The 21,898-nt window shown below is 75.2% G+C and carries 10 protein-coding genes; 5 read left to right on the forward strand and 5 right to left on the reverse strand.

Annotated features, from left to right (window positions below; translation table 11 throughout):
- Positions 1-2: 2 nt before the first annotated feature.
- Positions 3-1,349, reverse strand: a complete 1,347-nt coding sequence (locus ACZ7C5_RS30100) for an NtaA/DmoA family FMN-dependent monooxygenase (RefSeq protein WP_401088300.1) — start codon at positions 1,347-1,349, stop codon at positions 3-5.
- A 133-nt stretch (positions 1,350-1,482) separates the two neighbouring features.
- Complete coding sequence (locus tag ACZ7C5_RS30105) at positions 1,483-2,421, reverse strand: ribokinase (RefSeq protein WP_401088302.1); 939 nt, start codon at positions 2,419-2,421, stop codon at positions 1,483-1,485.
- Between the two features lie 125 nt (positions 2,422-2,546).
- Between ACZ7C5_RS30105 and ACZ7C5_RS30110 the strand changes: the two genes are divergently transcribed.
- Together ACZ7C5_RS30110 and ACZ7C5_RS30115 are read left to right on the forward strand one after the other, a co-directional pair.
- The gene (locus ACZ7C5_RS30110) at positions 2,547-3,539 is read left to right on the forward strand and encodes a LacI family DNA-binding transcriptional regulator (RefSeq protein WP_401088303.1); all 993 of its coding nucleotides are present in this window, start codon (positions 2,547-2,549) and stop codon (positions 3,537-3,539) included.
- 454 nt (positions 3,540-3,993) lie between these two features.
- Entirely contained in the window at positions 3,994-7,008 is a 3,015-nt protein-coding gene (locus ACZ7C5_RS30115; RefSeq protein WP_401088524.1) for an AMP-binding protein, read from the forward strand.
- 84 nt (positions 7,009-7,092) lie between these two features.
- Here the strand turns inward: ACZ7C5_RS30115 and ACZ7C5_RS30120 are convergent, their stop codons facing one another.
- The 3 genes from ACZ7C5_RS30120 to ACZ7C5_RS30130 are packed head-to-tail and all read right to left on the reverse strand — an operon-like array spanning position 7,093 to position 18,894.
- Positions 7,093-10,215 (reverse strand): non-ribosomal peptide synthetase, encoded by a 3,123-nt coding sequence (locus ACZ7C5_RS30120; protein WP_470323845.1) that lies wholly within the window; start codon positions 10,213-10,215, stop codon positions 7,093-7,095.
- Positions 10,212-15,818 (reverse strand): amino acid adenylation domain-containing protein, encoded by a 5,607-nt coding sequence (locus ACZ7C5_RS30125; protein WP_470323846.1) that lies wholly within the window; start codon positions 15,816-15,818, stop codon positions 10,212-10,214. The genes ACZ7C5_RS30120 and ACZ7C5_RS30125 overlap by 4 nt, the downstream gene beginning before the upstream one ends.
- A gap of 55 nt (positions 15,819-15,873) precedes the next feature.
- The gene (locus ACZ7C5_RS30130) at positions 15,874-18,894 is read right to left on the reverse strand and encodes a non-ribosomal peptide synthetase (protein ID WP_470323847.1); all 3,021 of its coding nucleotides are present in this window, start codon (positions 18,892-18,894) and stop codon (positions 15,874-15,876) included.
- Positions 18,895-19,803: 909 nt separating this feature from the next.
- On the opposite strand from ACZ7C5_RS30130, the gene ACZ7C5_RS30135 reads away from it, so the two are divergent.
- From ACZ7C5_RS30135 to ACZ7C5_RS30145, 3 genes are all read left to right on the forward strand, one after another.
- On the forward strand, positions 19,804-20,718 hold the full coding sequence (locus ACZ7C5_RS30135) for a LysR family transcriptional regulator (RefSeq protein ID WP_401088311.1): 915 nt from the start codon (positions 19,804-19,806) through the stop codon (positions 20,716-20,718).
- 75 nt (positions 20,719-20,793) lie between these two features.
- Positions 20,794-21,630 (forward strand): ACP S-malonyltransferase, encoded by an 837-nt coding sequence (locus ACZ7C5_RS30140; RefSeq protein ID WP_401088526.1) that lies wholly within the window; start codon positions 20,794-20,796, stop codon positions 21,628-21,630.
- A 3-nt stretch (positions 21,631-21,633) separates the two neighbouring features.
- Positions 21,634-21,885, forward strand: coding sequence for an acyl carrier protein (locus ACZ7C5_RS30145; protein WP_401088312.1), 252 nt, complete (start codon positions 21,634-21,636; stop codon positions 21,883-21,885).
- Positions 21,886-21,898: the final 13 nt, after the last annotated feature.

Below are 21,898 nucleotides of genomic sequence, written 5' to 3' on the forward strand. Positions count from 1 at the left end.
GGTCAGTGCCGGTACCGCGCGGCCGGGTGGCTGGCCGGCAGGGCCCGGTCGGACGCGCCGGTCAGCCGCTCGCGCAGCGACTCGCCGGCCGCGTACTCGCCGCGGAAGACGCCGCGGGCGCGCAGGATCGGCAGCACCGACTCGACGAACTCCGTGGTGGAGGCCGGCTGCACGGTCGGCGAGAGCAGGAAGCCGTCCAGGTCGGCGCCCTCGGCCAGGGCGCAGATCTCGTCGGCGATCTCCTCGGCGGTGCCGACCACCGGACGGGCGCCGACGCCGTGGGTGTGCCAGTCGGCGAGGACGTCGCCGACGGTCTTGCCGGCGAAGCGGGCGACCTGGGTCTGCGACATCTCGGTGGAGAGCTCCGTCATCGGGGTGTCCGGTGCGTACGAGGAGAGGTCGAGGCCGGTGAACATGGCGTAGCTGGCGACGGTGACCTCGGGGCGCTGGGCGTCCAGGACGCGCTGCCAGCGGCGCTCGGCGTCCGCGGTGGTGGCGCCGACCACGCAGGAGAACGCCGACATCACCTTGACCTCGTCGGCGCCGCGCCCGGCCCGCACGGCCTCCTCGCGGATCGCCGCGGTGTGCCCGGCGAGCTGCCGCACCGAGCCGCTGCCGACGAACATGCACTCGCCGTGCCGGCCGCCGACCTGCCGCCCGGCCGGGGAGGCGCCAGCCTGGAACAGCACCGGGGTGCCCTGCGGGGAGCGGGCGGTGTTGCCGTAGCCCTGCGAGCGGAAGTACGGGCCGTCGTGCTCGACCTGGTGCACCTTGGCCGGGTCGGCGAACCGGCCGGCCTTGTCCTTCTCCAGGGCGTCGGCCTCCCAGGCGCCCTCCCAGTACTTGTAGACCAGGTCGAGGAAGTCCTCGGCCATCTTGTAGCGGTCGTCGTGCGCCACCATCTCCATGCCGAAGGCCTTGACCGCGGTGTCGGCGGTGCCGGTGGTGACGATGTTCCAGCCGAGCCGGCCGCCGGACAGCTGGTCCAGGGTGGCCAGTCGGCGGGCGAACGCGTACGGGGGCTCCACCAGCACCGAGCCGGTGACCACCAGGCCCAGGTCGGTGGTGCTCGCCAGCAGCGCCGAGGCGATCACGAACGGGTCGAGGCGCGGCAGGTCGAGGGTCTCCTCGGTGGCGATCGGCGGGCGCACCCCGTCGATCTCCGACCAGCCCCAGGCGTCGGCCAGGAACAGGAAGTCAAGCTTGGCGTCCTCGCAGAGCTGCGCGATCTCGCGCCAGTACCCGAGGGTGTCGAACAGGTGCCGGCGGCTGTCGGGGTGGCGCCAGGTGGCGGTGCCGCTCGCGTTGGTCTGGGCGTTCTCGAACAGTCCGAGCTTGAGGTTGCGCATGGGTTGTTCTCCGTTGAACTGGTGATGCGGGGGAACCAGGGGCACTGGAGGGTGGGGGAAAACCAGGGGGAACAGGGGGAACAGGGTGTGGAGCGGTGGAGCGGGGGAACCGGAGGTGGGGTGACCGGTCCCGTCAGGGTGCTACGGCGACGGCGGGGGCGTCGAGCACGGCGGTGTCCGTGTCGAGCTGCGCCGCGGACGGCATGGAGGACTGGGCGCCGAGGCCGGTCACGGCCAGCGAGGCCGCGCGGACGGCGCGTTCGGCGGCCGCGAGCAGGCCGGCGCCCCGGGCGAGGGAGTCGGCGAGCGCACCGCAGAAGGTGTCGCCGGCGCCGACGGTGTCGACGGCGTCCACGACGGGGGCCGGCAGGTGCACGGCCGGGCGGCCCGGCTGTTTGACCAGCGCCCCGTCCGCGCCGAGCGTCACCACGACGGCCCGGCAGGGCAGCTCGGCCCGTTCCAGCAGGTCGCGCGCCCCGTCGGGGCCGGCGGGTCGCGCCGCACCGAGCAGGGTGGCGAGTTCGCCGAGGTTGGGCACGAGGACGTCGACGGCGGACAGCACCTCGGGGGCGACCGGCCTGGCCGGGGCCGGGTTGAGGACGACCGTACCGCCCTGCCCGCCGGCCCGCAGCACGGCGGCGGCGACCACCTCGGCGGGGATCTCGTGCTGCACCAGCACCACCTCGCCCGCCGCCCTGACCAGCCGTTCCGGCAGGTCGGCGACCGACAGGGCGGCGTTGGCGCCCGGGTTGACCACGATGGTGTTCTCGCCGGCCCGGTCGACCACCACCGAGGCGATCCCGGTGGTGCTCTCCGGTGCCGGGCGCACCGCCTCGACGTCGACGCCCTCGGCGGCGAGCGCCCGCAGGATGGGGCCGGCGTCCGTACCGACCCGGGCGACCAGCCGTACCCGCGACCCGAGCCGGGCCGCCGCGACGGCCTGGTTGGCGCCCTTGCCGCCGACGCCCTCGACGAAGCCCCGCGCGAGCACGGTCTCGCCGGGGCGCGGCAGGTCCTCGACGGTCAGGACGAGGTCGCGGTTGACCGAACCGACGACAGTGATGAGCGGCATCCGCACTCCTTGGGAGATCGATCTCCCACACTGTGGCCCAGCCCCCGGAAACCGTCAAGTACCCTCGTGCTGCGCATTCCGCCCGCTCAGCCGAGACCGAATCCGACCACTAAGGACCCGCCCACGTGACAGCGCCCCGACTCCTCGACGTGGCCGCGGCCGCCGGCGTCTCCCGCGCGACCGCCTCACGCGTCCTGGCCGGCACCCCGCGCAACGTCGACCCGGAGCTCGCCCGCCGCGTCGAGGAGGCCGCCCAGGACCTCGGCTACCGCACCAACCACTCCGCCCGCGCCCTGCGCACCGGCACCACGGGCACCGTCGGCGTGGTCGTGCCCTCGCTCGCCAACCCGTACTTCGTCCAGCTCGCCGACGCCATCGCCCAGCAAGTCCGCGCCGCGGGCGGGCAGTTGGTGGTCTCCGACGCCGCCAACGACCCCGCCGTCGAGGCCGAGCAGATCGAGACCCTGCTCGGCGGCCGGGTCGACGGCCTGCTCGTCGTCCCGGTCTCCGCCGGCGCCTCGGGCCCCGCCGTCCGGGCCGCCGCCCAGCGCGCCCCGGTCGTGCTCTTCGACCGCTGGGCCACCGGCTCCGGCACCGTGGCCGTCACCCTGGACAACACCGCCGCGATGGGGCTGCTCCTGGACCACCTCGAAGGCCTCGGCCGGCACCGGATCGCCCTGGTCGCCGCCGACCAGGCCTCCTCCTCCGGTGCGGAACGCCTCGCCGCCTTCACCGGGGCCCGCGGCGCCGACGCCACCACCGTCCTGCTGCCCAGCTTCACCACCGACGCCGGCCGCACCGCGGGCCGCCGCATCGCCGAACAGCACGGCCTGATCGACGCCGTCGTCTGCGGCGCGGACGTCCTCGCGGTGGGCCTGGTCAGCACCCTCCAGCGCTCGGCCGTCCCCGTGCCCGGCCGGATCGCCGTCACCGGCTTCGACGACACCGAGATGCTCGAACTCCTCGACCCGCCCATCACCTCCATCCGCCACCCCCTCGCCGCGATGGCGGAGCGGGCGCTGACCCTCCTTCAGGCGCCGTCACGGGAACGCAGGGAGAGCGTCGAGCGCTTCGCGCCACAGCTGGTGGTCCGCTCCTCCACGGACGCGAACGCCTGAGACCCCTCGCCCCCGGCGGCACCGCCGGTGACCGGACGGAAGGCGGCCACGCCGACGCGGAACCCGGCAGCACCGGGAGGACGGACGCCCTCGGAGCCGGGCACGACCGGCAGCGCCCACCGGACTTCCGGCCGGGCCCCGGGCGCCGGACGCCTGGACCGCGCGTCACGAACAGTCGCCGAACGGACCGTCACTCCCCCACGCCGCCGGCCGTCCGACCCGACGCCCCGTTGCCGCACGGCACGCCCGGCGGCGCTCCACGCCTCCGTGCCTCCAGGCCCCAGGACGTGACGATCCGTGAAACGGATCTGGCGCCTCCCTTCACGATTCCGATACGGTCTGGACCAATCAGCGGCCGGCTGTCCTCCGCCGTGCCCCCGCTGCCCCCGCACCCCTTCCGGGAGTCGTCATCAGCGCCCAGACCGTCCCCGTTCCCCTCACGCTCCCGGCGCTCCTGGACCACCGGGCCGCGGTCCACCCCGAGCGCACCGCACTGCTGGTACCGGGCGGTGGCGCGCTCACCTACGGCGAGTGGCGCGAGCGTGCCGTCCGGACCGCGCACGGCCTGGCCTCGGCGGGCGTACGGCCGGGGGACACCGTGGCGCTGCTGTTCGCCAACCGGGAGTGGGACGCCTACGCCGTCGCGTTCCTGGCCGCGCACTACGCGGGCGCGGCCGGGCTGGTGATCCGCGAGGACCTGGCCGGGGACGACGTGGAGCGGCTGGTGGAGGTCACCGGGGCGCGCTGGGCGGTGGCCGGGAGCGGCCCGCGCACCGCACTGCCCACCTTCCGGCCGGAGGAGCTCGAAGCGCGCGGCATACCGGCCGGGGCCGAGCCCCCGCACCCGGCCGGGCCCGGTGACCTGGCCCAGATCGTCGGCACCTCCGGCACCACCGGCACCCCGAAGGGCGTCCGGGCCGCCCACGCGAGCCTGACCGCCGGCCTCCTCCTCAACCCCCGGCCCCGCCCGTACGCGCACTCGCGGCACGCGGTGCACGCCTTCCCGATCGGGACCAACGCCGCCCAGGCCGTCCTGGTGAACGCCCTGGTCGCGCAGCCCACGACGATCTGCCTCCCGCGCTTCGACGCGGAGGAGTTCGGGCGGGTGGTGGAGGAGTACGGCGCGGGCACGGTGTTCCTGGTGCCGTCGACGGCGGTGGAGCTGCTGAACTCCGGGGTCGCCGCCCGGCGCGACCTCGGCGGCGTCCTGCTGGTGAGCTCGACCGCCGCCGCCCTGCCGCCCGCCGTCGCCGCCGGGCTGTCCGCCGCCCTGCCGAAGGCGACGGTCGTCAACACCTACACCTCGGCCGAGGCCGCCCCCGCCCAGATCTCCGCGGTCGTGGACCCGGGCCGGCCCGGCTCGGTGGGCCGCCCGACCGACCCGGCCGACCTGCGGATCCTGGACGACGCCGGGGAGCCGGTCCCGCCCGGCGGGACCGGCGAGATCTGGCTGCGCCAGCCCGGCCCGCCGCGCGGGTACGCCGGGGCCGGCCCCGGCACCGTGTTCCGCGACGGCTGGGTCCGCATGGGCGACCTCGGTCGGCTGGACGGGGACGGCTTCCTGCACCTGGTCGACCGGGAGAGCGACATCGTCAAGTCCGGTGCGCTGAAGGTTTCGACGCTGCGGATCGAGGCGGTGCTGCACGAGCACCCGCAGGTCGCCGACGCGGCGGCGCTCGGGGTGCCGCACCCGGTGATGGGCCAGGTGCCGGTCGCCGCGGTGGTCCCGATGCCGGGCGGGATCGACCTGGACGGCCTGCGGCTCTTCCTGAGCGAGCGGCTCGCCAGGCCCGAACTGCCGGTGCGCGTCCTGGTCCTGGACTCGCTGCCGCGCAACCCGAGCGGCAAGGTCGTCAAGCACCTGCTGCGGACCTCGTTCGAGGAACCCGCCGAGGTGACCGGCAGAGCACCGGAGACGGAGCGCGAGCTCGCCCTCGCGGGCCTGTGGCGGGCCGTGCTGGGGCGCCAGGTCCGTGCGGTGGAGGAGGAGTTCTTCGCCCTCGGCGGGGACTCCTTCCGGGCGGTCCAGCTGGCCGCCGCGATCTCCGCCGAGTTCGGCGTCGCGGCCCGCACGGCGCTGGTCTTCGAGCGCCCCTCGCTGCGGGCCCAGGCGGCCTGGCTGGAGGGGGCCGAGGCCGCTCCGGCCGGGCCGGCCGAGCCGGACGGGGCCGAGGTCCCGCCCTTCCTGCGCTCGCTGCGCGCGCAGCCGCACGACCTTCCGCTCACCTCCCAGCAGGAGAACTTCCTGCGCTGGATGGCCGAGGCCCCGGACCGCAACGTCGGTTCGGTGGCGGTGATGTTCCGGGTGGCGGAGGCCCTGCGGACGGACGTCCTGCGCGAGGCGCTCTACGAGGCGGTGCGGCGGCACCCCGCGCTGCGGACCGGGTTCGTCCCGGTGCCCGGGGCCGAACCGGGCGTGCTGCGGGCGGTGCTGGACGACGAACCGCGCGCGGACGTGGTGCTGGTGGACGCGCCCGGCGCGAGCGACGACGAGGTGTCGGCGCGGCTGGTCGCGGTGCGCGACCGGCTGACGGACGTGGGGTCGGACCCGATGACCAGGCTGGCCGTGGTGAGCCGGGGGCCGGAGGACCACGTCGTCCTGCTGTCGGTGCACCACCTCGTCAGCGACGGCTGGTCGCTGGGCGTGCTGCTGCGCGACCTGGGCGTGCTGTACTCCGCGCTGCGCCACGGCCGACGGGCCCCGGCGGTCCGTCCGGGGCCGGAGTACCGCGAGCTGGTGGAGTGGTCGAACGCCCACTGGCCGGTCTCCCGGACGCACTTCGCCGCGGCGCTCGCGGACGCGCCCGCCGCCGTCGACCCGTTCCCCGGCCGCCGGCACACCGAGGTGGTGCTGAGCGCCGCCCACGCCTTCACGGTGGCGCCGGAGCGGGCCGCCGCGCTGCGGGCCAGGACGGCGGAGCTGGGGGCCACCCCGTTCCTCGCGGTGGCGGCGGTGTGGAGCGGTCTGCTGGCCGCCCGCAGCGGGCAGCCGGACCTCGTCCTGATGACGCCGGTGCCGGGCCGGACGAGGCCGGAGGCGGAGCGGGCGGTCGGCTGCTTCGTGCAGTCGCTGCTGGTGCGGGTGGACGCCTCGGGCTCGCCCGGCTTCGCCGAGCTGCTCGACCGGGTGCGCACCGCCGCCACCGCCGCGCTGGACCACCAGCTGTACCCGTTCGCGGAGTTCAGCCCGCGGGCGCCGTTCGCGGCCTGGCTGCGGTACGAGAGCTGGAGCGCGCCGGCCCAGCTGCCGGGGGTGGCCTGCGCGGCCTGGGAGCTGCCGCGCAACGCCACCGTGCCGTACCCGCTGCCCGGCGGCGATCTGCACGTCCCGGAGCTGGCCGTCGCCGAGCAGCCCGACGGCGGGCTGCGGTGCTGGCTGCGCTACAACGAGCACGCCTTCGACTCCGCGGCGGTGACCGCCCTCGCCGAGGACCTCGACGCGGCGCTGGCCGGGGCCGCCGGGGTGTGACCGGGCGGTCCGCCCCCGCCTCCGGAAGGAGTCCGGACGCACCGGGGCCCGGCTCCGCCCTCCGCGGAGCCGGGCCCCGGCCGTTCAGCCGACGAGCCGCCCGGACGCCTCGTCCTCGCTGAGCGCGTCGATCTCGGCGATCAGCAGCGCTTCGATCCGGCCCGCGAGCGCGGCCGGCGTGCTGCTCTCGAACACGTCCCTGATCGGGACGTCGAGGCCGAGCCCGGACCGGATCCGCGCGGCGACCCTGGTGACCAGCAGGGAGTCCCCGCCCAACGCGAGGAAGTCGTCGAACACCCCGACCCTCGGCACCCCGAGGACCTCCTGCCACAGCTCGGTGACCAGGTGCTCGGCGTCGGTGCGCGGGGCGACGTAGCCGGGACCCGCCGCCGTCCCCGGGTCCGGCAGCGCCGCCGGGTCGAGCTTGCCGTTCGGGGTCAGCGGCAGCCGGTCCAGCACGACCACGGTGTCCGGGACCATGTAGGCGGGCAACCGCACGGCGAGGTGCTCGCGCAGTTCGTCCCGGCCGGGCTCGGCGCCCGGTCCTGGGACGGCGTACGCCAGCAGCCTGCGGCCGTCGCGGACCAGTGCGGCGGCCTGGGCGACGTCCGGGTGCGCGGTCAGCGCGGACTCGATCTCGGCGGGCTCGATCCGGTAGCCGCGCAGCTTCAGCTGCCCGTCCCCGCGCCCCAGGTACTCCAGCCGGCCGTCCGGCCGCCACCGCGCCCGGTCGCCGGTGCGGTACATCGTGCCGCCGGTGAACGGGTCGGTCACGAAGGCCGCCTCGGTCAGGTCGGGCCGGCCCAGGTAGCCCCGCGCCAGGCCGATGCCCCCGATGTGCAGTTCGCCCTCGGCGCCCCGGGGCAGCAGCCCGCCGCGCTCGTCCAGCACGTACAGCCTGGCCCCGGGCAGCGGGCGGCCCAGCGGGGGCCGGTGCGCGGTGTCCTCGGCCGTCAGCTCGGCGGCGGTGACGATCACGGTGGCCTCGGTGGGCCCGTAGGTGTTGACCAGCCGGACGGCGTCCCCGTGCCGCCGGCGCCACCGGTCGACCGGGCCGGGGCGCACCTCGGAGCCCCCGATGACCACCAGGCGCAGCGCCTGCGGCCAGCGGGTCTGCCCGCCCAGGGCGACGAGCTCCTCCCAGTAGGCCGTCGGCAGGTCCAGCACGGTGACGGACCGGCCGGACGGGCCGTCGAGCAGGTCGGGCAGGGTCCGTCCGCCGCCGGGCAGCAGCACGACGCACGCCCCGGACGCCAGCGCCGGCCAGATCTCCTCGACGTGGGTGTCGAAGCCGAGCGAGGCGAACTGGACGATCCGGTCGGCGGGGCCCAGCGCGTAGCCGTCCGGGCCGGCCATCCAGTCGACCCGGGCGGACACCGCCGGGTGGTCGACGGCGACGGCCTTGGGGGTGCCGGTGGAGCCCGAGGTGTAGAGGACGTAGGCGGGGCCGGCCGGGTCGGGCGGGGCGAGGTCGCCGGTCCCTGGCCCGGGCAGGTCCGCGCCGGTGAGGGTGAGCACGGCGCCGGCCTCGCGGACCATCAGGGCGCGCCGCTCCTCGGGGTGGGCCGGGTCGAGCGGGAGGTAGGCGGCGCCGGCCTTCCAGACCGCGGTCAGGGCGACGACCAGGTCGAGGGAGGGCGCCATCGCGACGGCGACCACCCGGCCCGTCACCGGGCCGAGCCGGCGGGCGAGTTCGGTGGAGCGCCGGTCGAGTTCGGCGTAGGACAGCGTCCGTCCTTCGCATTCCAGGGCCGGCGCCCCGGGCCGCTCGGCGACCTGGTCGGCGAACCGTTCCAGCACCGTCCGCACGCCGGCCGGGGCGTCGGGTCCGGCGCCCAGGGCGAGCAGCTCGGCCCGCTCCCGCGCTCCGACGAACCAGTCTCCGTGCAGGGGGAGTTCCGGGTCCTCGACGATCCGCGCGTACAGCTCGCGGCACCGGTCGCCGAGCGCCTCGACGGTCTCCCGGTCGAACAGCTCGCGGTCGTAGCAGAAGGAGAGGGTGATCCCGCCGTCGGCGGTGCGCCAGCTGTCGAGCAGCAGGTCGGTCTTGGCCTGCTCGAAGCCGGAGTCCATGCTCGTGGTGCGCACGCCCGCGGGCAGGTCGGGCTCGCCGGCGCCGTCCGCGAGTTCGTACTGGCTCTGGTGGACGAAGACGGCCTGGTAGAGCGGTCCGGCTCCGGCGTCCGGGGGCAGGCCGAGGTGGGCGGCGAGCCGTTCGGCCGGGGCGTCGGGGCGGCTCAGGGCGGCGAGCGCGGCGGACCTGGTCCGCTTCAGCGCGGTGCGGAAGTCGGGGTCGCCGGTCAGGTCGGACCTGATCACCGCGGTGCGGTTGAAGTAGCCGACCAGGGCCTCGTGCGCGGCCTCGGTGCGGCCCGCCAGCGGGGTGCCGACGACGAAGTCCCGGCAGCCGGTCCAGCGCGCGAGCACGCTCTGGTAGCCGGTGAGCAGCACCATGAACGGGGTGCACCGCTCCTGGCGGGCGAACCGGTCGAGGGCGGTGGTCAGGGCGGGGTCGAGGGAGACGGTGACGAACCCGGCGGGCCTGGCGGGGTTGCGCGGTCGCGGCCGGTCGAAGGGCAGTCGCAGCGCTCCGGTGCCGGCCAGCCGGTCGGCCCAGAACCGGAACGCCTCCTCGCCCGCCGCGCCGCCCGTCGCGGCCTGCTCGGCGCGGGCGAAGTCGCCGTACTGGAGGGCGAGTTCGGGAAGGTTCGCGGGGGCTTCGCCGATCGCCTCGCGGTAGAGGGCGAGCAGTTCGCGCCACATCGTGCGGAAGGACCAGCCGTCGGCGACGACGTGGTGGACGACGACGCTGACGGCGTGCTCGCGCTCGCCCGCGCTGATCAGGGTGGCGCGCAGCGGCGGCGCGGCGGCGAGGTCGAACGGCGCGTTGACGTACGGGCGGCAGGCGTCCGTGAAGTCGGACTCGGTGGCGCCCTCGGGCAGTCGCAGGGTGACCAGGTCGATCCCGGCCGGGGGCTGGACCAGCTGGACGGGCTCCGCGTCGTCGGGGCCGGCGTACACGAAGCGGGTGCGGAGGATCTCGTGCCGCTCGGTCAGCCGGTTCAGGGCGGTGCGCAGGGCCCGCGGGTCGATCGGCCCGGTCCAGCGCCGGTTGAGATACATGTTGAAGCCGGCGTCGTCCGGGTGGAGCTGCTGGAGGAACCAGAGCCGGCGCTGTTCTGCGGTCAGCGGGTGGGTGGTGCTCACCGGACGGTCACCTCGGTCTCGGAGCGGTGCGGGTGGGTGGGTGCCGCGGCGTCCGCGGTGGCTGCGGCGGCTGCCGGTCCTGCCAGTCCTGCGATTTCTGCGGTGCCCGCCGGGCCGGCGGTCCGGTCCTGGATGGTCTGGAGGCCGATCAGGTCGTCGGGTTCGGCGTCCGGGACGTCCCGGTCGAAGTGGCGCAGCACCGGGACGGTCAGGCAGACCAGCGCGAGGACGGCCATGGCGAGGCCGAACAGCAGGTAGAGCAGTCCGATGCCGCGGCCGTCGCCGGTGCCGGTGAGCCGGCCCACGGTGGTGGCGAGGGCGCCGTCGTGGTCCATCAGCGGCTGGAGCAGCCCGGGGCCGAACGGGGCGATCAGGGCGAAGCCGACCGGCAGGGTCGACCAGGCGACCATGGTGTTCACCGCGATCACCCGGCCGTGGAAGCGCAGCGGCACCTTGGTCTGCACGATGGTCGCGTAGGAGCCGTTGAGCAGGGCGAGTGCGAAGGTCATGCCGAACGCGCCGAGGGCGACCGTCCAGACCGACGGGCGCAGCCCGGTGAGCAGGCAGGCGGCGGCGACGGCGAGGGTGGCGAGCAGCACCCCGCGCAGCCTGCCGTGCCGCGGTCCGCCCCAGACGAGCAGGGTGATCCCGCCGAGGACGGCGCCGAGGCCGGCCGCGGTCGACACCCAGCCGGCCGCGGAGAGCGGGGCGAAGGAGAGCACGAGCGGGGTGGTGAGCAGGAACAGCGGGGAGAGGAAGACGTTCAGGACGGCGAAGTACAGCAGCATCGCCCGGAAGTGCCGGCTGCCGAGGGCCCTGCGGAAGCCCTCGCGGATCTCGGCGGAGATGCTCTCCCTGCGGGTGGAGCCCATGACGTCGGGGAACCGTACGGCCAGGGTGACGCCGAGGGCGAACACGTAGCTGGTCACGTCGAGGACGAGGATGCCGCCGAGTCCGATCGCGGCGAGCAGGCCGACGGCGAACAGCGGGACGAGGAACTGGGCGAGGCCGAAGGCCATCTGGACGACGCCGTTGGCCCGACCGAGGTAGCGCTTGGGGACGAGCTGCGGCACGGCGGCGTTCCAGGCGAGCCGTTGGAAGGTGAGGGCGGTGGAGAGCACGGCGATGAGCGCGTAGGCGTGCCAGACCTGGAGGCTGTCGGTGAGGTACAGCAGGAGCAGCAGGGCCTGGGTGGCGCCGGCGGCGATGTCGCCGCGGATCATGGTCCGGCGCCGGTCGCCGCGGTCGACGACCGCGCCGGCGAGCGGGGCGGCGAGGATGCCGGGCACCAGGCCGCAGGCGGCCAGCAGGCCGAACTGGGCCAGGGAGCCGGTGCGCAGGTAGATCCAGACCGGCAGGGCGAACTCGGTGAGCGCCGATCCGATCATCGACACCTGCTGCCCGGAGGCGACGGTGAGGAATCGGCGCATGGTCGGCCGGACGGGCCCGTCCGGCCCGGCCGGGCCCGGTCCCCCGGCGCCGGCGACGAGGCCGTCCCCGGCGGACCCGGCCCTGGACAGCCCGGCCAGCCACCAGGTGGCGCCGTCCGTCCTGCGGTGGCGGTCCTCCTCCCCCGCGGCGATCGACCGGTGGACACCGGTGACGATGGCGGCGAGTTCGGCGGCCCGGTACTTGAGGTAGAAGTGGCCGGCCTCGTCGAGCACCACCACGGCGGTGGTGCCGGTGAGCCGGTGCCACTCGCGGAAGCGCTCCTGGTAGAACTCGGTGGCCGGGTCGCGTTCGCCGCAGACCGCGATGACGGGGGCCTTGATCCGTCCGTCCTCCGTGCCGAACATCCGGGTGAAGTAGCGCTCGACGTCCTTGGTGCCGGTGCGGCGGTTGTGGACGATCAGCCGCAGCTGCTCCGGTTCCAGTTCGTCGGTGTCCATCCCGGCGGCCGCCAGGCCGTTGATCATGTCCTGGTCGCTGCGCATCCGGTCGAGGAGTTCGGCCCAGCGCTCCCCGATCGCCGCGCCGCGCCCCCTGGGGCGGGCGAAGGGGAAGATGCCGCCGAGGTGGACGGCGTCGATCTCCCGGCCGGCGGCCTCGACCCGGCGGGCGATCTCCACGGCGAGGCGGACGCCGACGCCGCAGTGCCCGTACAGCACGATCCGGCCCTCGACGTTCTCGATGATCTCGCGGGCGCACCGGTCGGCGACCTCCTCGACGCCCATCGGCTCCTCGCCGAGTTCGTGTCCGGGGACGGCGATGGAGTGCAGGGCCCAGTCGTCGGGCAGGGCGTCGGCGAGCGGCTTGTAGATCAGCGCGCTGCCGCCGCCGTAGGGCGCGCAGACCACGCTGCCGGTGGTGCGGCGGCGTTCGGGGGTGAGGCGGTGCAGCAGCCCGGCCGGGCCCCGGTCGGCGTCCGGGTCGGCGACGAGCCCGGCGAGCTGCCGGACGGTCGGGAAGCGGAAGAGGTCCATCACGCCGACCGGGGTCGGCAGGTCGGGGAAGGCGCGGCGCAGCCGGGCGACGACCTGGGTGGCGAGCAGCGAGTGCCCGCCGATCTCGAAGAAGTCGTCCAGGGCGCCGACCCCGGCGACGTCGAGCACCTCGGCCCAGATCGTGGCGATCAGGGCCTCGGTGCCGTCCTCCGGTTCGACGTGGCCGCCGGCCGGGGCGGCGTCCTCGGGCTCGGGCAGGGCCTTGCGGTCGACTTTGCCGTGGGCGAGCAGCGGGAGGCGGTCGAGGACGACGAACCGGGCGGGGACCATGTAGTCGGGCAGGACGGCGCCGAGTTCGGTCCGCAGTTCGGCCGGGGCCTGGACGGCCGTGTCGCCCGCGCGGCCGAGGTAGGCGACGAGGTTCTGCCGGATGCCCTCGCCGCGGACGGTCACGAAGGCCTGGGCGACGCCGGGCAGCGCGGTGAGCGCGGCCTCGATCTCGCCGGGCTCGACCCGGTAGCCGCGGACCTTGATCTGGTCGTCGGCGCGCCCCAGGTACTCCAGCGCGCCTTCGGGCCGCCACCGGGCCAGGTCGCCGGTGCGGTACATCCGGCCGTCGGCGAACGGGTCGTCGACGAAGCGTTCCGCCGTCAGGTCGGGGCGGCCCAGGTAGCCGCGGGCCAGCCGCTCGCCGCCGAGGTACAGCTCCCCCGTCACGCCGGGCGGCACCGGCCGCAGGTCGCCGTCCAGCACGTAGCAGCGCGCGCCGGCGAGCGGGGTGCCGATCGGGGTGTTGCCCGGGCCGTGCTCCCCGGGGAGGACCTCGTGGACGGTGACGCCGACCGTCGCCTCGGTCGGGCCGTAGTGGTTGAACACCGCGCACCGGCCGCGGGCGGCCAGGTCGGCGGCCCAGGCCCAGGACGAGGCCTCGCCGCCGAGCACCAGCGCCCGGCGCGGCAGCAGGCGCTCGACCGGGGCGTCGGCGGACAGCGCGGCCAGGTGGGAGGGCGTCATCTTGAGGTAGTCGAGCCGCGCGGTCTCGATCTGCTCGGCGAGTTCGGCACCGGCGATGCGGCGCGGCAGCAGGTGCACCCGGCCGCCGGTGGCGAGCGCCGTGTAGAGCATGGTGATGCTGAAGTCGAAGGACAGCGACTGGAGCAGCCCGTAGCGGGCGCCGGGTTCGATCCGCAGCCGTTCCCGCACGCCGGTCAGGTAGTTGACGATCTCGCGGTGCTGTACCGCGACGCCCTTGGGCTGCCCGGTGGAGCCCGAGGTGTAGATGACGTACGCGAGGTCGTCCGGGCCGGAGGCCTCCGGGAGCGGTTCGTCGTCCGGGGCGAGGTCGACGCGGTCCACGAGCAGGTCCGCGCCCGTGTGGCCGGGGAAGCGGGTCCGCAGCTCCGAGTCCGTCACCAGCACCCGGACGTCCGCGTCGGCCACCAGGTGGGAGAGCCGGGCGGGCGGCTGTTCCGGGTCCAGCGGCAGGTAGCAGCCGCCGGCCTTCAGGACGGCGACCAGTGCGACGGCGAGGTCCGGCGACTGCTCCAGGCAGACCGCCACCCGGTCGTCCGGGCCGACGCCGAGCGCGCGCAGCCGTCGGGCCAGGGCGGTGGCCCTGGTGTCGAGTTCGCGGTGGGTGACGGTCTCGTCCTCGAAGACCAGCGCCGGGCTGTCGCCCGCCCGCCGGGCCGCGGCCGAGAGGAGGGCGGTCAGCGTCCGCGGTCCGTCCTCGGGCAGGGCCGGGCCGGCGGCCCAGCCGTCGACGGCGTCGCGGCGCTCGGCGGCGGTCAGCACCGGCAGTTCGTCGAGGGGCCGGCCGGGGTCGGCCGTCGCGGCCGTCATCAGGACCTCGAAGCGCTCGGCGAGCCCTCGTACGGTGCCGGCGTCGAAGAGGTCGGTGCGGTAGGTGATCAGGCCGAACAGCCCGCCGTCCTTCTTCTCCCGCAGGTAGAAGGCGAGGTCGGCGTGGCTGGTGGTGGCCGCGTGCCCGAATCCCTCGGCGGGGGCGGCGGGTGTGGCGGCGGCCGCGCGGTCGCCGTAGTTCTGGTAGGCGAAGGTCACCTGGAACACCGCCGAGCGGCTGACGTCCCGCTCGATGTCCAGGTCGGCGACCATCTGCTCGAACGGCACCTCCTGGTGGGTGTAGGCGTCGAGGGTGGTCTCCCGCACCCGGCCGACCAGCCCGCCGAAGGTGGTGCCGTCCGCCAGCCGGGCCCGGATCGGCAGCATGTTGACGAACGCGCCGACCACGGGCTCCAGTTCGCGGTGGAGGCGGCCGGCCACGGCCGAGCCGATCGCGAAGTCCCGCCGGCCGGTGTGCCGGGCGAGCAGGGTCTGGAGTCCGGCCATCAGCACCATGTAGGCGGAGGCCCCGTGGGCACGGGCGCACTCGGCGACGGCGCCGGCGAGTTCCGGGCTCCAGTGCAGTTCGACGGCGGCGCCGTCGAAGGTGAGCAGCGGCGGGCGGGGGCGGTCGGCGGGCAGTTCCAGGGCGGGGACGTCGGCGAGTTCGGTGCGCCAGTAGTCCCGGGAGGCGGCCAGCGCGCCGCTGTCCAGCCGGTCCCGCTGCCAGCGCGCGTAGTCGCCGAACTGGACGGGCAGCGGCGGGAGTTCGTGGTCGGCCTGGTGGGCGTACCGGTCGTAGAGCAGGTCCAGTTCCCGGTTGAGGATGTCGATGGACCAGCCGTCGCCGACGATGTGGTGCATGACCAGGGCGAGGACGTGGTCCTGGTCGGAGAGCCGGACCAGCAGGGCCCGCAGCAGGGGCCCGGCGGCGAGGTCGAAGGGGATCGCGGTCAGCGCCCCGATCTCCTCGGCGGCTCTTCGGCCGGGGTCGGGGTCGCCGGAGGCGTCGACGAACGTGGCGGCGAACGGGCCGGGTCCGCCGACCAGGACCTCGGCCCTGCCGTCCTCGGTGACCGGGAAGGTCATCCGCAGCGCCTCGTGACGCTCCACCAGGGCGGTCAGCGCGGCGTCCAGGGCCGGGCGGTCCAGCGGTCCGCGCAGCCGCCGGGCGGGCGCGAGGGTGTACGCCGTCCCGCCGGGTGCGAACTGGTCCATGAACCAGAGCCGTTCCTGCCCGCTGGACAGCGGCGGCGCGGTGCCCTCCGGGCGGGGCTCGACCGCCCGCACCGGGGCGGCGGCCCGCCGCAGGCGCTGGGCGAGCAGGGATCGTTTGGTGTCGGACCAGTCGGCGGGCAGGTCCTGGGTGTCGGTCATCGGCAGTCCATTCGGGCATGCGAGGGGGCGGGCACGGAGCGGCGCTGGGCGGCGGTCAGCGCCGCTCCCGCACGACGGCGGCCAGGGCGGCCGGGGTGGAGGCGTCGAAGAACAGGTCGAAGGCGAGGTCGACGCCGAGCGCGTCCCGGATCCGGGCGGTGATCTGGATGATCGTCAGCGAGTGGCCGCCGAGGTCGAAGAGGTCGTCCTCGGCGCCGATGTCGTCGGTGCCGAGGACCTCCCGCCAGATCGCCAGCACGGTCGCGGTGACCTCGTCACCGGCCTCGGCCGGCTCCGCCGCCTCCGGGCGCGGCGGGGCGGGCAGCGCGCGCCGGTCGAGCTTGCCGCTGGACGTGAGCGGCAGGCGGTCGAGGGCCACGAACTGCCGGGGCACCATGATCGCGGGCAGGGTGCGCAGCAGGTGGTCCCGCAGCTCCGCGTCGGTGGGCTCGGCGCTGCCGGGCGCGGGCACCCGGTAGCCGACCAGTCCCGGCTCCCCCTCGTCCGGCTGGTGCACCGCGACGGCCGCGGCGGCGACGGCCGGGTGGTCGAGCAGCGCGGCCTCGATCTCGCCGAGCTCGATCCGGTGGCCGCGGATCTTCACCTGGTCGTCGATCCGGCCGTGGTACTCCAGCTCGCCGTCCTGGGTCCACGCGACGAGGTCGCCGGTGCGGTACATCCGGCCGCCGGCGAACGGGTCCTCGACGAAACGTTCCGCCGTGAGTTCGGGCCGCCCCCGGTAGCCCTGGGCGACGCCCTGGCCGCCCAGGTGGAGCTCGCCGGGGATCCCGGCGGGCACCGGACGGCCGTCCGGGTCCAGGACGTACGCCCTGGTGTTGGGGACGGGCCGGCCGATCACCACGGCGTCGGCTCCGGCGGGGACCTCGGCGCAGGTGGCGTAGATGGTCGCCTCGGTCGGGCCGTAGCCGTTGATCAGCCGGTCGAGGGCGCCGCGCAGTTCGCGGGCCAGCGGCAGCGGCAGCGCCTCGCCGCCCACGATCCCGGTCAGCCCGGCCGGCAGTGGCCCGGCGCTGAGCAGCACCCGCCAGCCCGACGGGGTCGCCTGGAGGTGGGTGACGCCCTCCCGCCGGATCAGCTCGGCGGTGCCCGGCGCGTCCAGCGCGGCGCCCTCCGGGGCGAGCACCAGCCGGCCGCCGGTGACGAGCGGCAGCAGCAGCTCCAGGACGGAGATGTCGAAGGAGAGCGAGGTCAGGCCGAGCCAGACGTGCCGCCGGCCCGAGCCGAGCCGATCCGCGAAGGAGGTCAGCAGGTTGACCAGCGCCGGGTGCCCGATCTCCACGCCCTTGGGCCGCCCGGTCGACCCGGAGGTGTACAGCACGTAGGCCAGCGGCCCGGGCCGGTCCTGGGCCGCCGACGGCCGGGGGCCGGGGCGGTCGCCGTCGAGGCGGAGCACGGCCGGCGCCGCCGCGAGCACCTCGGGGGCGGGCTCCCGGTCGGCGACCAGCAGTCCGGCGCCCGAGTCGGCGAGCAGGAAGGCGAGCCGCTCGGCGGGGTGGCCCGGGTCGAGCGGCAGGTAGCCGGCCCCTGCGGCGTGCACGGCGAGCAGCACCGCCGGCAGCTCGGCGGTGCGCTCCAGGTGCAGGGCGACGAGGTCTCCGGGGCGCACCCCGGCCCCGCGCAGGACGGCGGCCAGCTCGTCGGTCCGCTCCACCAGCTCCCGGTAGCTCAGCCGCTCGGCGCCCGCGCTGACGGCGGGGGCGTCCGGTGCGGCGGCGGCCCGCTCCCGGACGAGGTCCAGCGCCGTGCGGTCGTGCGGGAAGGGGCGCGCGGTGTCGTTCCACTCCTCGGTCACCCTGCGCCGCTCGGCCTCGTCCAGGAGGGCCAGGGTGCCCAGCGGCGCCCCGGGCTCGGCCGTGGCGGCGGCCAGCAGGGCCCGGTAGTGCGCGGCGATCCGCTCGGCGGTCTCCGGCGGAAGCACCGCCGGGGCGTACTGGAGCGAGCAGGCGAGCCCGTCGGCGGTGTCGACCACCTGGAGGTGGAGCGTGTTGCGGGCCGCCCCGTTGAACACCGCGCGCTCCACCCGGACGGTGCTTCCGGAGAACACCGGCTCCGCGGCCAGGCCGCGCCGGTAGCCGAACGACACCGGGGTCAGCCCGGCGCGCGGGGTGAGCCCGCCGACCGCCTCGCCGAAGGGCACCGAGCGGAAGGGGTAGCCGCCGCGGGCCTCGGCGCGCACGGCCCTCGCGTAGTCGGCGAACGGCGTCGCGGTGGTCGCCCCGGCCGGCGCGTGCACCGGCAGCTCGTTGACGAACAGCCCGATCTCGCCGGCCTGTCCGGCCGTGCGGACGGACAGCGGCACGGCGACCGGCACGGCCTCGCCGCCGTAGCGCAGCAGCAGTCCGTGCAGCGTGGCGAGCAGGAACTCGAAGACGGTGACGCCGCACTCCCGCGCGGCGCCGGCCAGGGCCGCCCGGCCGGCCGCGTCCACCCGCCACGCGACCGAGGCTCCGGACTCCGGGGCCGTGACGGCGCGCGGCAGTCCCGGCAGGACGGGCTCCGTCGCCGCGGCCCAGCGCGGGCCGTACCAGTGCGCGGCGCGGCGCACGAGGTCCGGGTCGGCCGGGCTCGGGGGTGCGGGCGGCAGCGGGCCGGCCGCCGGGGCCGCCCCGTCCAGGGCGCGCGCGTAGGCCGCGGCCAGCTCCGTCAGCAGGACGTCCTTGGACTCGCCGTCGAACACCGCGTGGTGCGCGACGACCAGCAGTTCGGCCGCCTCGCCGCGGCCCCGGTAGAGGGTGAACCGCGCCGGGGGGCCGGTCCGCAGGTCGAACGGCCTGGCCGCGTCCTCGGCCAGGCGCTTGCGCAGGCCGTCCGCGCAGTCCGTGGTGGCGTCGACCACGTCGAGGACCGGGCCCGGGCCCGGCTCCGCCACGAGGTCGCCGTCCCGCTCCACGAACACCAGCGACAGGGCCGGCTGACGGGCGGTCAGCGCGGTGACGGCCCGGCCGAGGGCCTCGGCGTCGACCCGGTCGAAGGAGACCAGGACCGGCATGTGGAACACACCGTGCGTACGGCCGAGACGTTCGGTGAACCAGATGCCCCGCTGGAACGTAGACACGTGAGGGGAGGAGGGATGCGGCATGTGCGGCTCGATTCGGCAGTCGGTGTATGGTGCGTCGCCGCGACCGGGGGCCGACACGGCCGGCGCCCCGGATGCACTGGCGGCGCGGCCGCCGGTGAGGTCCGGCCCGGCCCTGGCCGGCCGGCGGGCCGCTCCGGCCCTGGCCCGCCCGGGCTCACAGATCCCCCCTGCGCGCTGCCGGTTCGGAGCCGATCTTCCCCCCCGCGGAAAGATCTCCTGGCCTAGACCTGCCGAGAGGTTGGCAGAGAAGGCGGGCGGCGGTCAAGGGTCGTCTCATCCCTTCTGTCGATGCGTCATGAACGCGTCCAACCTGCGGGAAAGCCCTCGGCGAAGATCGTTCTGACCGCCCGTCACCGCCCCGGCGGCGGCGGGGCGCGGCCGCTTCACCCGGGGCGCCCGCAAGGGGCGCCAAACACCGCGCCAAACACCGGCCAAGGCGCACCGGCGGGCGGAATCCGGAATACCGCTTACGTGCATCGGCTCCTCACATCCCGGCCCCAAGGCGACCTTGTTTCGCGGTCAGCCTGTCGCCTAAGGTGAGCGAAGCACTTCGTTCCGTGTGCTTCCTTCTCTCACATTCCCGGCCTGGAAACCCTTCCTGGCCTGGTCTTTTTACATGCTTGACACGCTCACGTCATTTGGCGTTCTCGCGATGCCCGCTCGACCGCTTTCTCCCGCTCCCGAAGCAGAGAAGAGCCCCGTCATGCCGCCGCCCCATCCGTACCCCTGGCCCCACCGGCCCGGGACCTCCTGTCCCGGCCCGAGCATTCCGGCCGGCCGCCCGAGACCGTCCTACCGAGACCCGCACCCCGGCTGAACTCGCCGGGTCGCGAACACCACCTGCCACGATCCGATCAGCAGAATCACCACTCCGGACGTGAAGAAATGACCGACCGCCTGGACTTCAGCCTCACGCAGTTGCGCTATTTCGTCGAATCGGCCGAACTGGGAAACATCTCGGAAGCGGCGGAGAAACTCCGCGCGTCGCAATCGACCGTCTCCTCGGCCATCATGCGGCTGGAACGCCAGCTCGGCGTCCAGCTGCTGCTGCGCCACCACGCCCGAGGGGTGTCCCTCACCCCGAACGGGCGGCACCTCCTGCTCGGCGCCCGGGCGCTGCTGGGACAGGCCAGGAGCCTCCAGGAACAGGGGGACGCGCTGGCCGGCGGCATCGAGGGCGGCATCTGCGTCGGGTTCCTCACCCCTCTCGCCCCGTTCCTGCTGCCGCCGACCCACCGGGTCACGGCCCAGCGGCACGCGGCGCTGCGGCTGAACACCTGTGAGGAACCGGCCGACCGGCTGCTCGCGCTGCTCCGCGAGGGCCGCTGCGAACTGGCCGTCACCTACGACGTGCTGAGCGGCGACGCCCGGTTCTTCCCGCTCGCCGAGCTGCCCATGCGGGCGCTGCTCGCGGAGGACGACCCGGGCGGCCGCGCCGGCCCGGTCCGCCTGGCCGAGCTCGCCGACCGGCCGTTCGTGGCCCTCGACGACCCGGCACTGCTGCTCCACTTCGAGAAGTTCTTCGCCGATGCCGGCGTTCCGATGCCGCCGGTGATCACCGCGGCCGGCCCGGAGACCGCGCGCGGCCTGGTGGCCGCCGGGTGCGGATTCACCCTGACCTACCAGCACACCCACCGGCCCGCCACCCTGGACGGCGGCCGGCTCCGCGCGGTGGAACTCGCCGGGGAGGCGCCGACCGCCTCGCTCGGCGTGGCCGCCGCGCCGGGCCTCGCCCTCGGCCGGCGCGGCCGGGCGGTCCTGAACGTCCTCAGATCGGTGGTCCCTTCCGGCCGGCTGTGAGGCCGCCGCGCGCGACGCCGTGCTCCACCAACCCCCGCTCCCCCTCGACGACGTCGGAGGAATGCCGTGTTCGCCATGCTCTTCGCCGGTCAGGGCAGCCAGTTCAAGGGAATGGGCGCCGAGGTCCTCGGACGCTACCCGGGGCTGGTCGGGTTCGCCTCCGACCTGCTCGGGTACGACCTGGCCGCCCTGTGCACGACGGACCCTGACGGCCTGCTCTCCAGGACCGAGTACACCCAGCCGGCGATCTTCGTCGTCAACGCCCTGCACGCCTTCGAGCACACCCGCAGGGAGGACCGCCCCGCGGACGTCTACCTGGGGCACAGCCTCGGCGAGTACAACGCCCTGCTGGCCGCCGGGGTCTTCGACTTCGAGACCGGGCTCAGGCTGGTCGCCAGGCGCGGCGAGCTGATGGCCGCGGCCTCCGAGGGGGGCATGGCCGCCGTGCTGGACACCCCCGAGGAGAAGCTGCTGGCGATCCTCGCCGAGCACGGGGTCGAGGGCGTCGACATCGCCGGCCTGAACACCCCCGCCCAGCTCGTCATCGCGGCCACTCCCCCGGTGCTGGACGCCGCCGTCGGCTGTCTGGAGGAGAACGGCGTCCGGGTGGCGCGGCTCAAGGTGAGCGCGCCGTTCCACTCCCGCTACATGGAGCCGGCCCGGGTGCGTTTCGCGGAATTCCTCCGCCGGTTCGAATTCGCCGAACCCACGACGCCGGTCGTCTCCAATGTCACCGCCGGGATCCACCGGCCGCGGGAGACCGCCGCCCTGCTCGCCGAACAGCTCGTCGCGCCGGTGCGCTGGACCGACTGTGTCCGAAGTCTGCTCGACCGGGACGAGGGGCTGGAGTTCACCGAGATCGGGGGCCGGTCCCTCACCCGAATGGTCCATACCATCAAGACTGGAGCCTGAACGATGGAAACGACGACGGACACGATCCGGACGTACCTGGAAGAGCGCTTCCTCTTCGAGTTCGACGACGAGATCACCCCCGGCACCGACCTCTTCAAGGCGGGTGTCATCGACTCCTTCGGTTACGTGAGAATGATGCGGTTCCTGGAAACCGAGTTCTCCCTCACCCTCGACGGCGAGGAGATCCTGATGGACGTCCTCGTCTCGCTCACCGCCATCGACGAATTCATCCAGAAGAAGCTCGCCGGGAAATAGGAGGACCCTCATG

Source organism: Kitasatospora sp. NPDC036993, assembly GCF_055607525.1.

What these genes read in the sequence shown, in the direction of transcription:
- ACZ7C5_RS30100 (WP_401088300.1), bottom strand. Translation starts at nt 1,349, where the DNA reads ATGCGCAACCTCAAGCTCGGACTGTTCGAGAACGCCCAGACCAACGCG.
- ACZ7C5_RS30105 (WP_401088302.1), bottom strand. Translation starts at nt 2,421, where the DNA reads ATGCCGCTCATCACTGTCGTCGGTTCGGTCAACCGCGACCTCGTCCTG.
- ACZ7C5_RS30125 (WP_470323846.1), bottom strand. Translation starts at nt 15,818, where the DNA reads ATGACCGACACCCAGGACCTGCCCGCCGACTGGTCCGACACCAAACGA.
- ACZ7C5_RS30135 (WP_401088311.1), top strand. Translation starts at nt 19,804, where the DNA reads ATGACCGACCGCCTGGACTTCAGCCTCACGCAGTTGCGCTATTTCGTC.
- ACZ7C5_RS30140 (WP_401088526.1), top strand. Translation starts at nt 20,794, where the DNA reads ATGCTCTTCGCCGGTCAGGGCAGCCAGTTCAAGGGAATGGGCGCCGAG.
- ACZ7C5_RS30145 (WP_401088312.1), top strand. Translation starts at nt 21,634, where the DNA reads ATGGAAACGACGACGGACACGATCCGGACGTACCTGGAAGAGCGCTTC.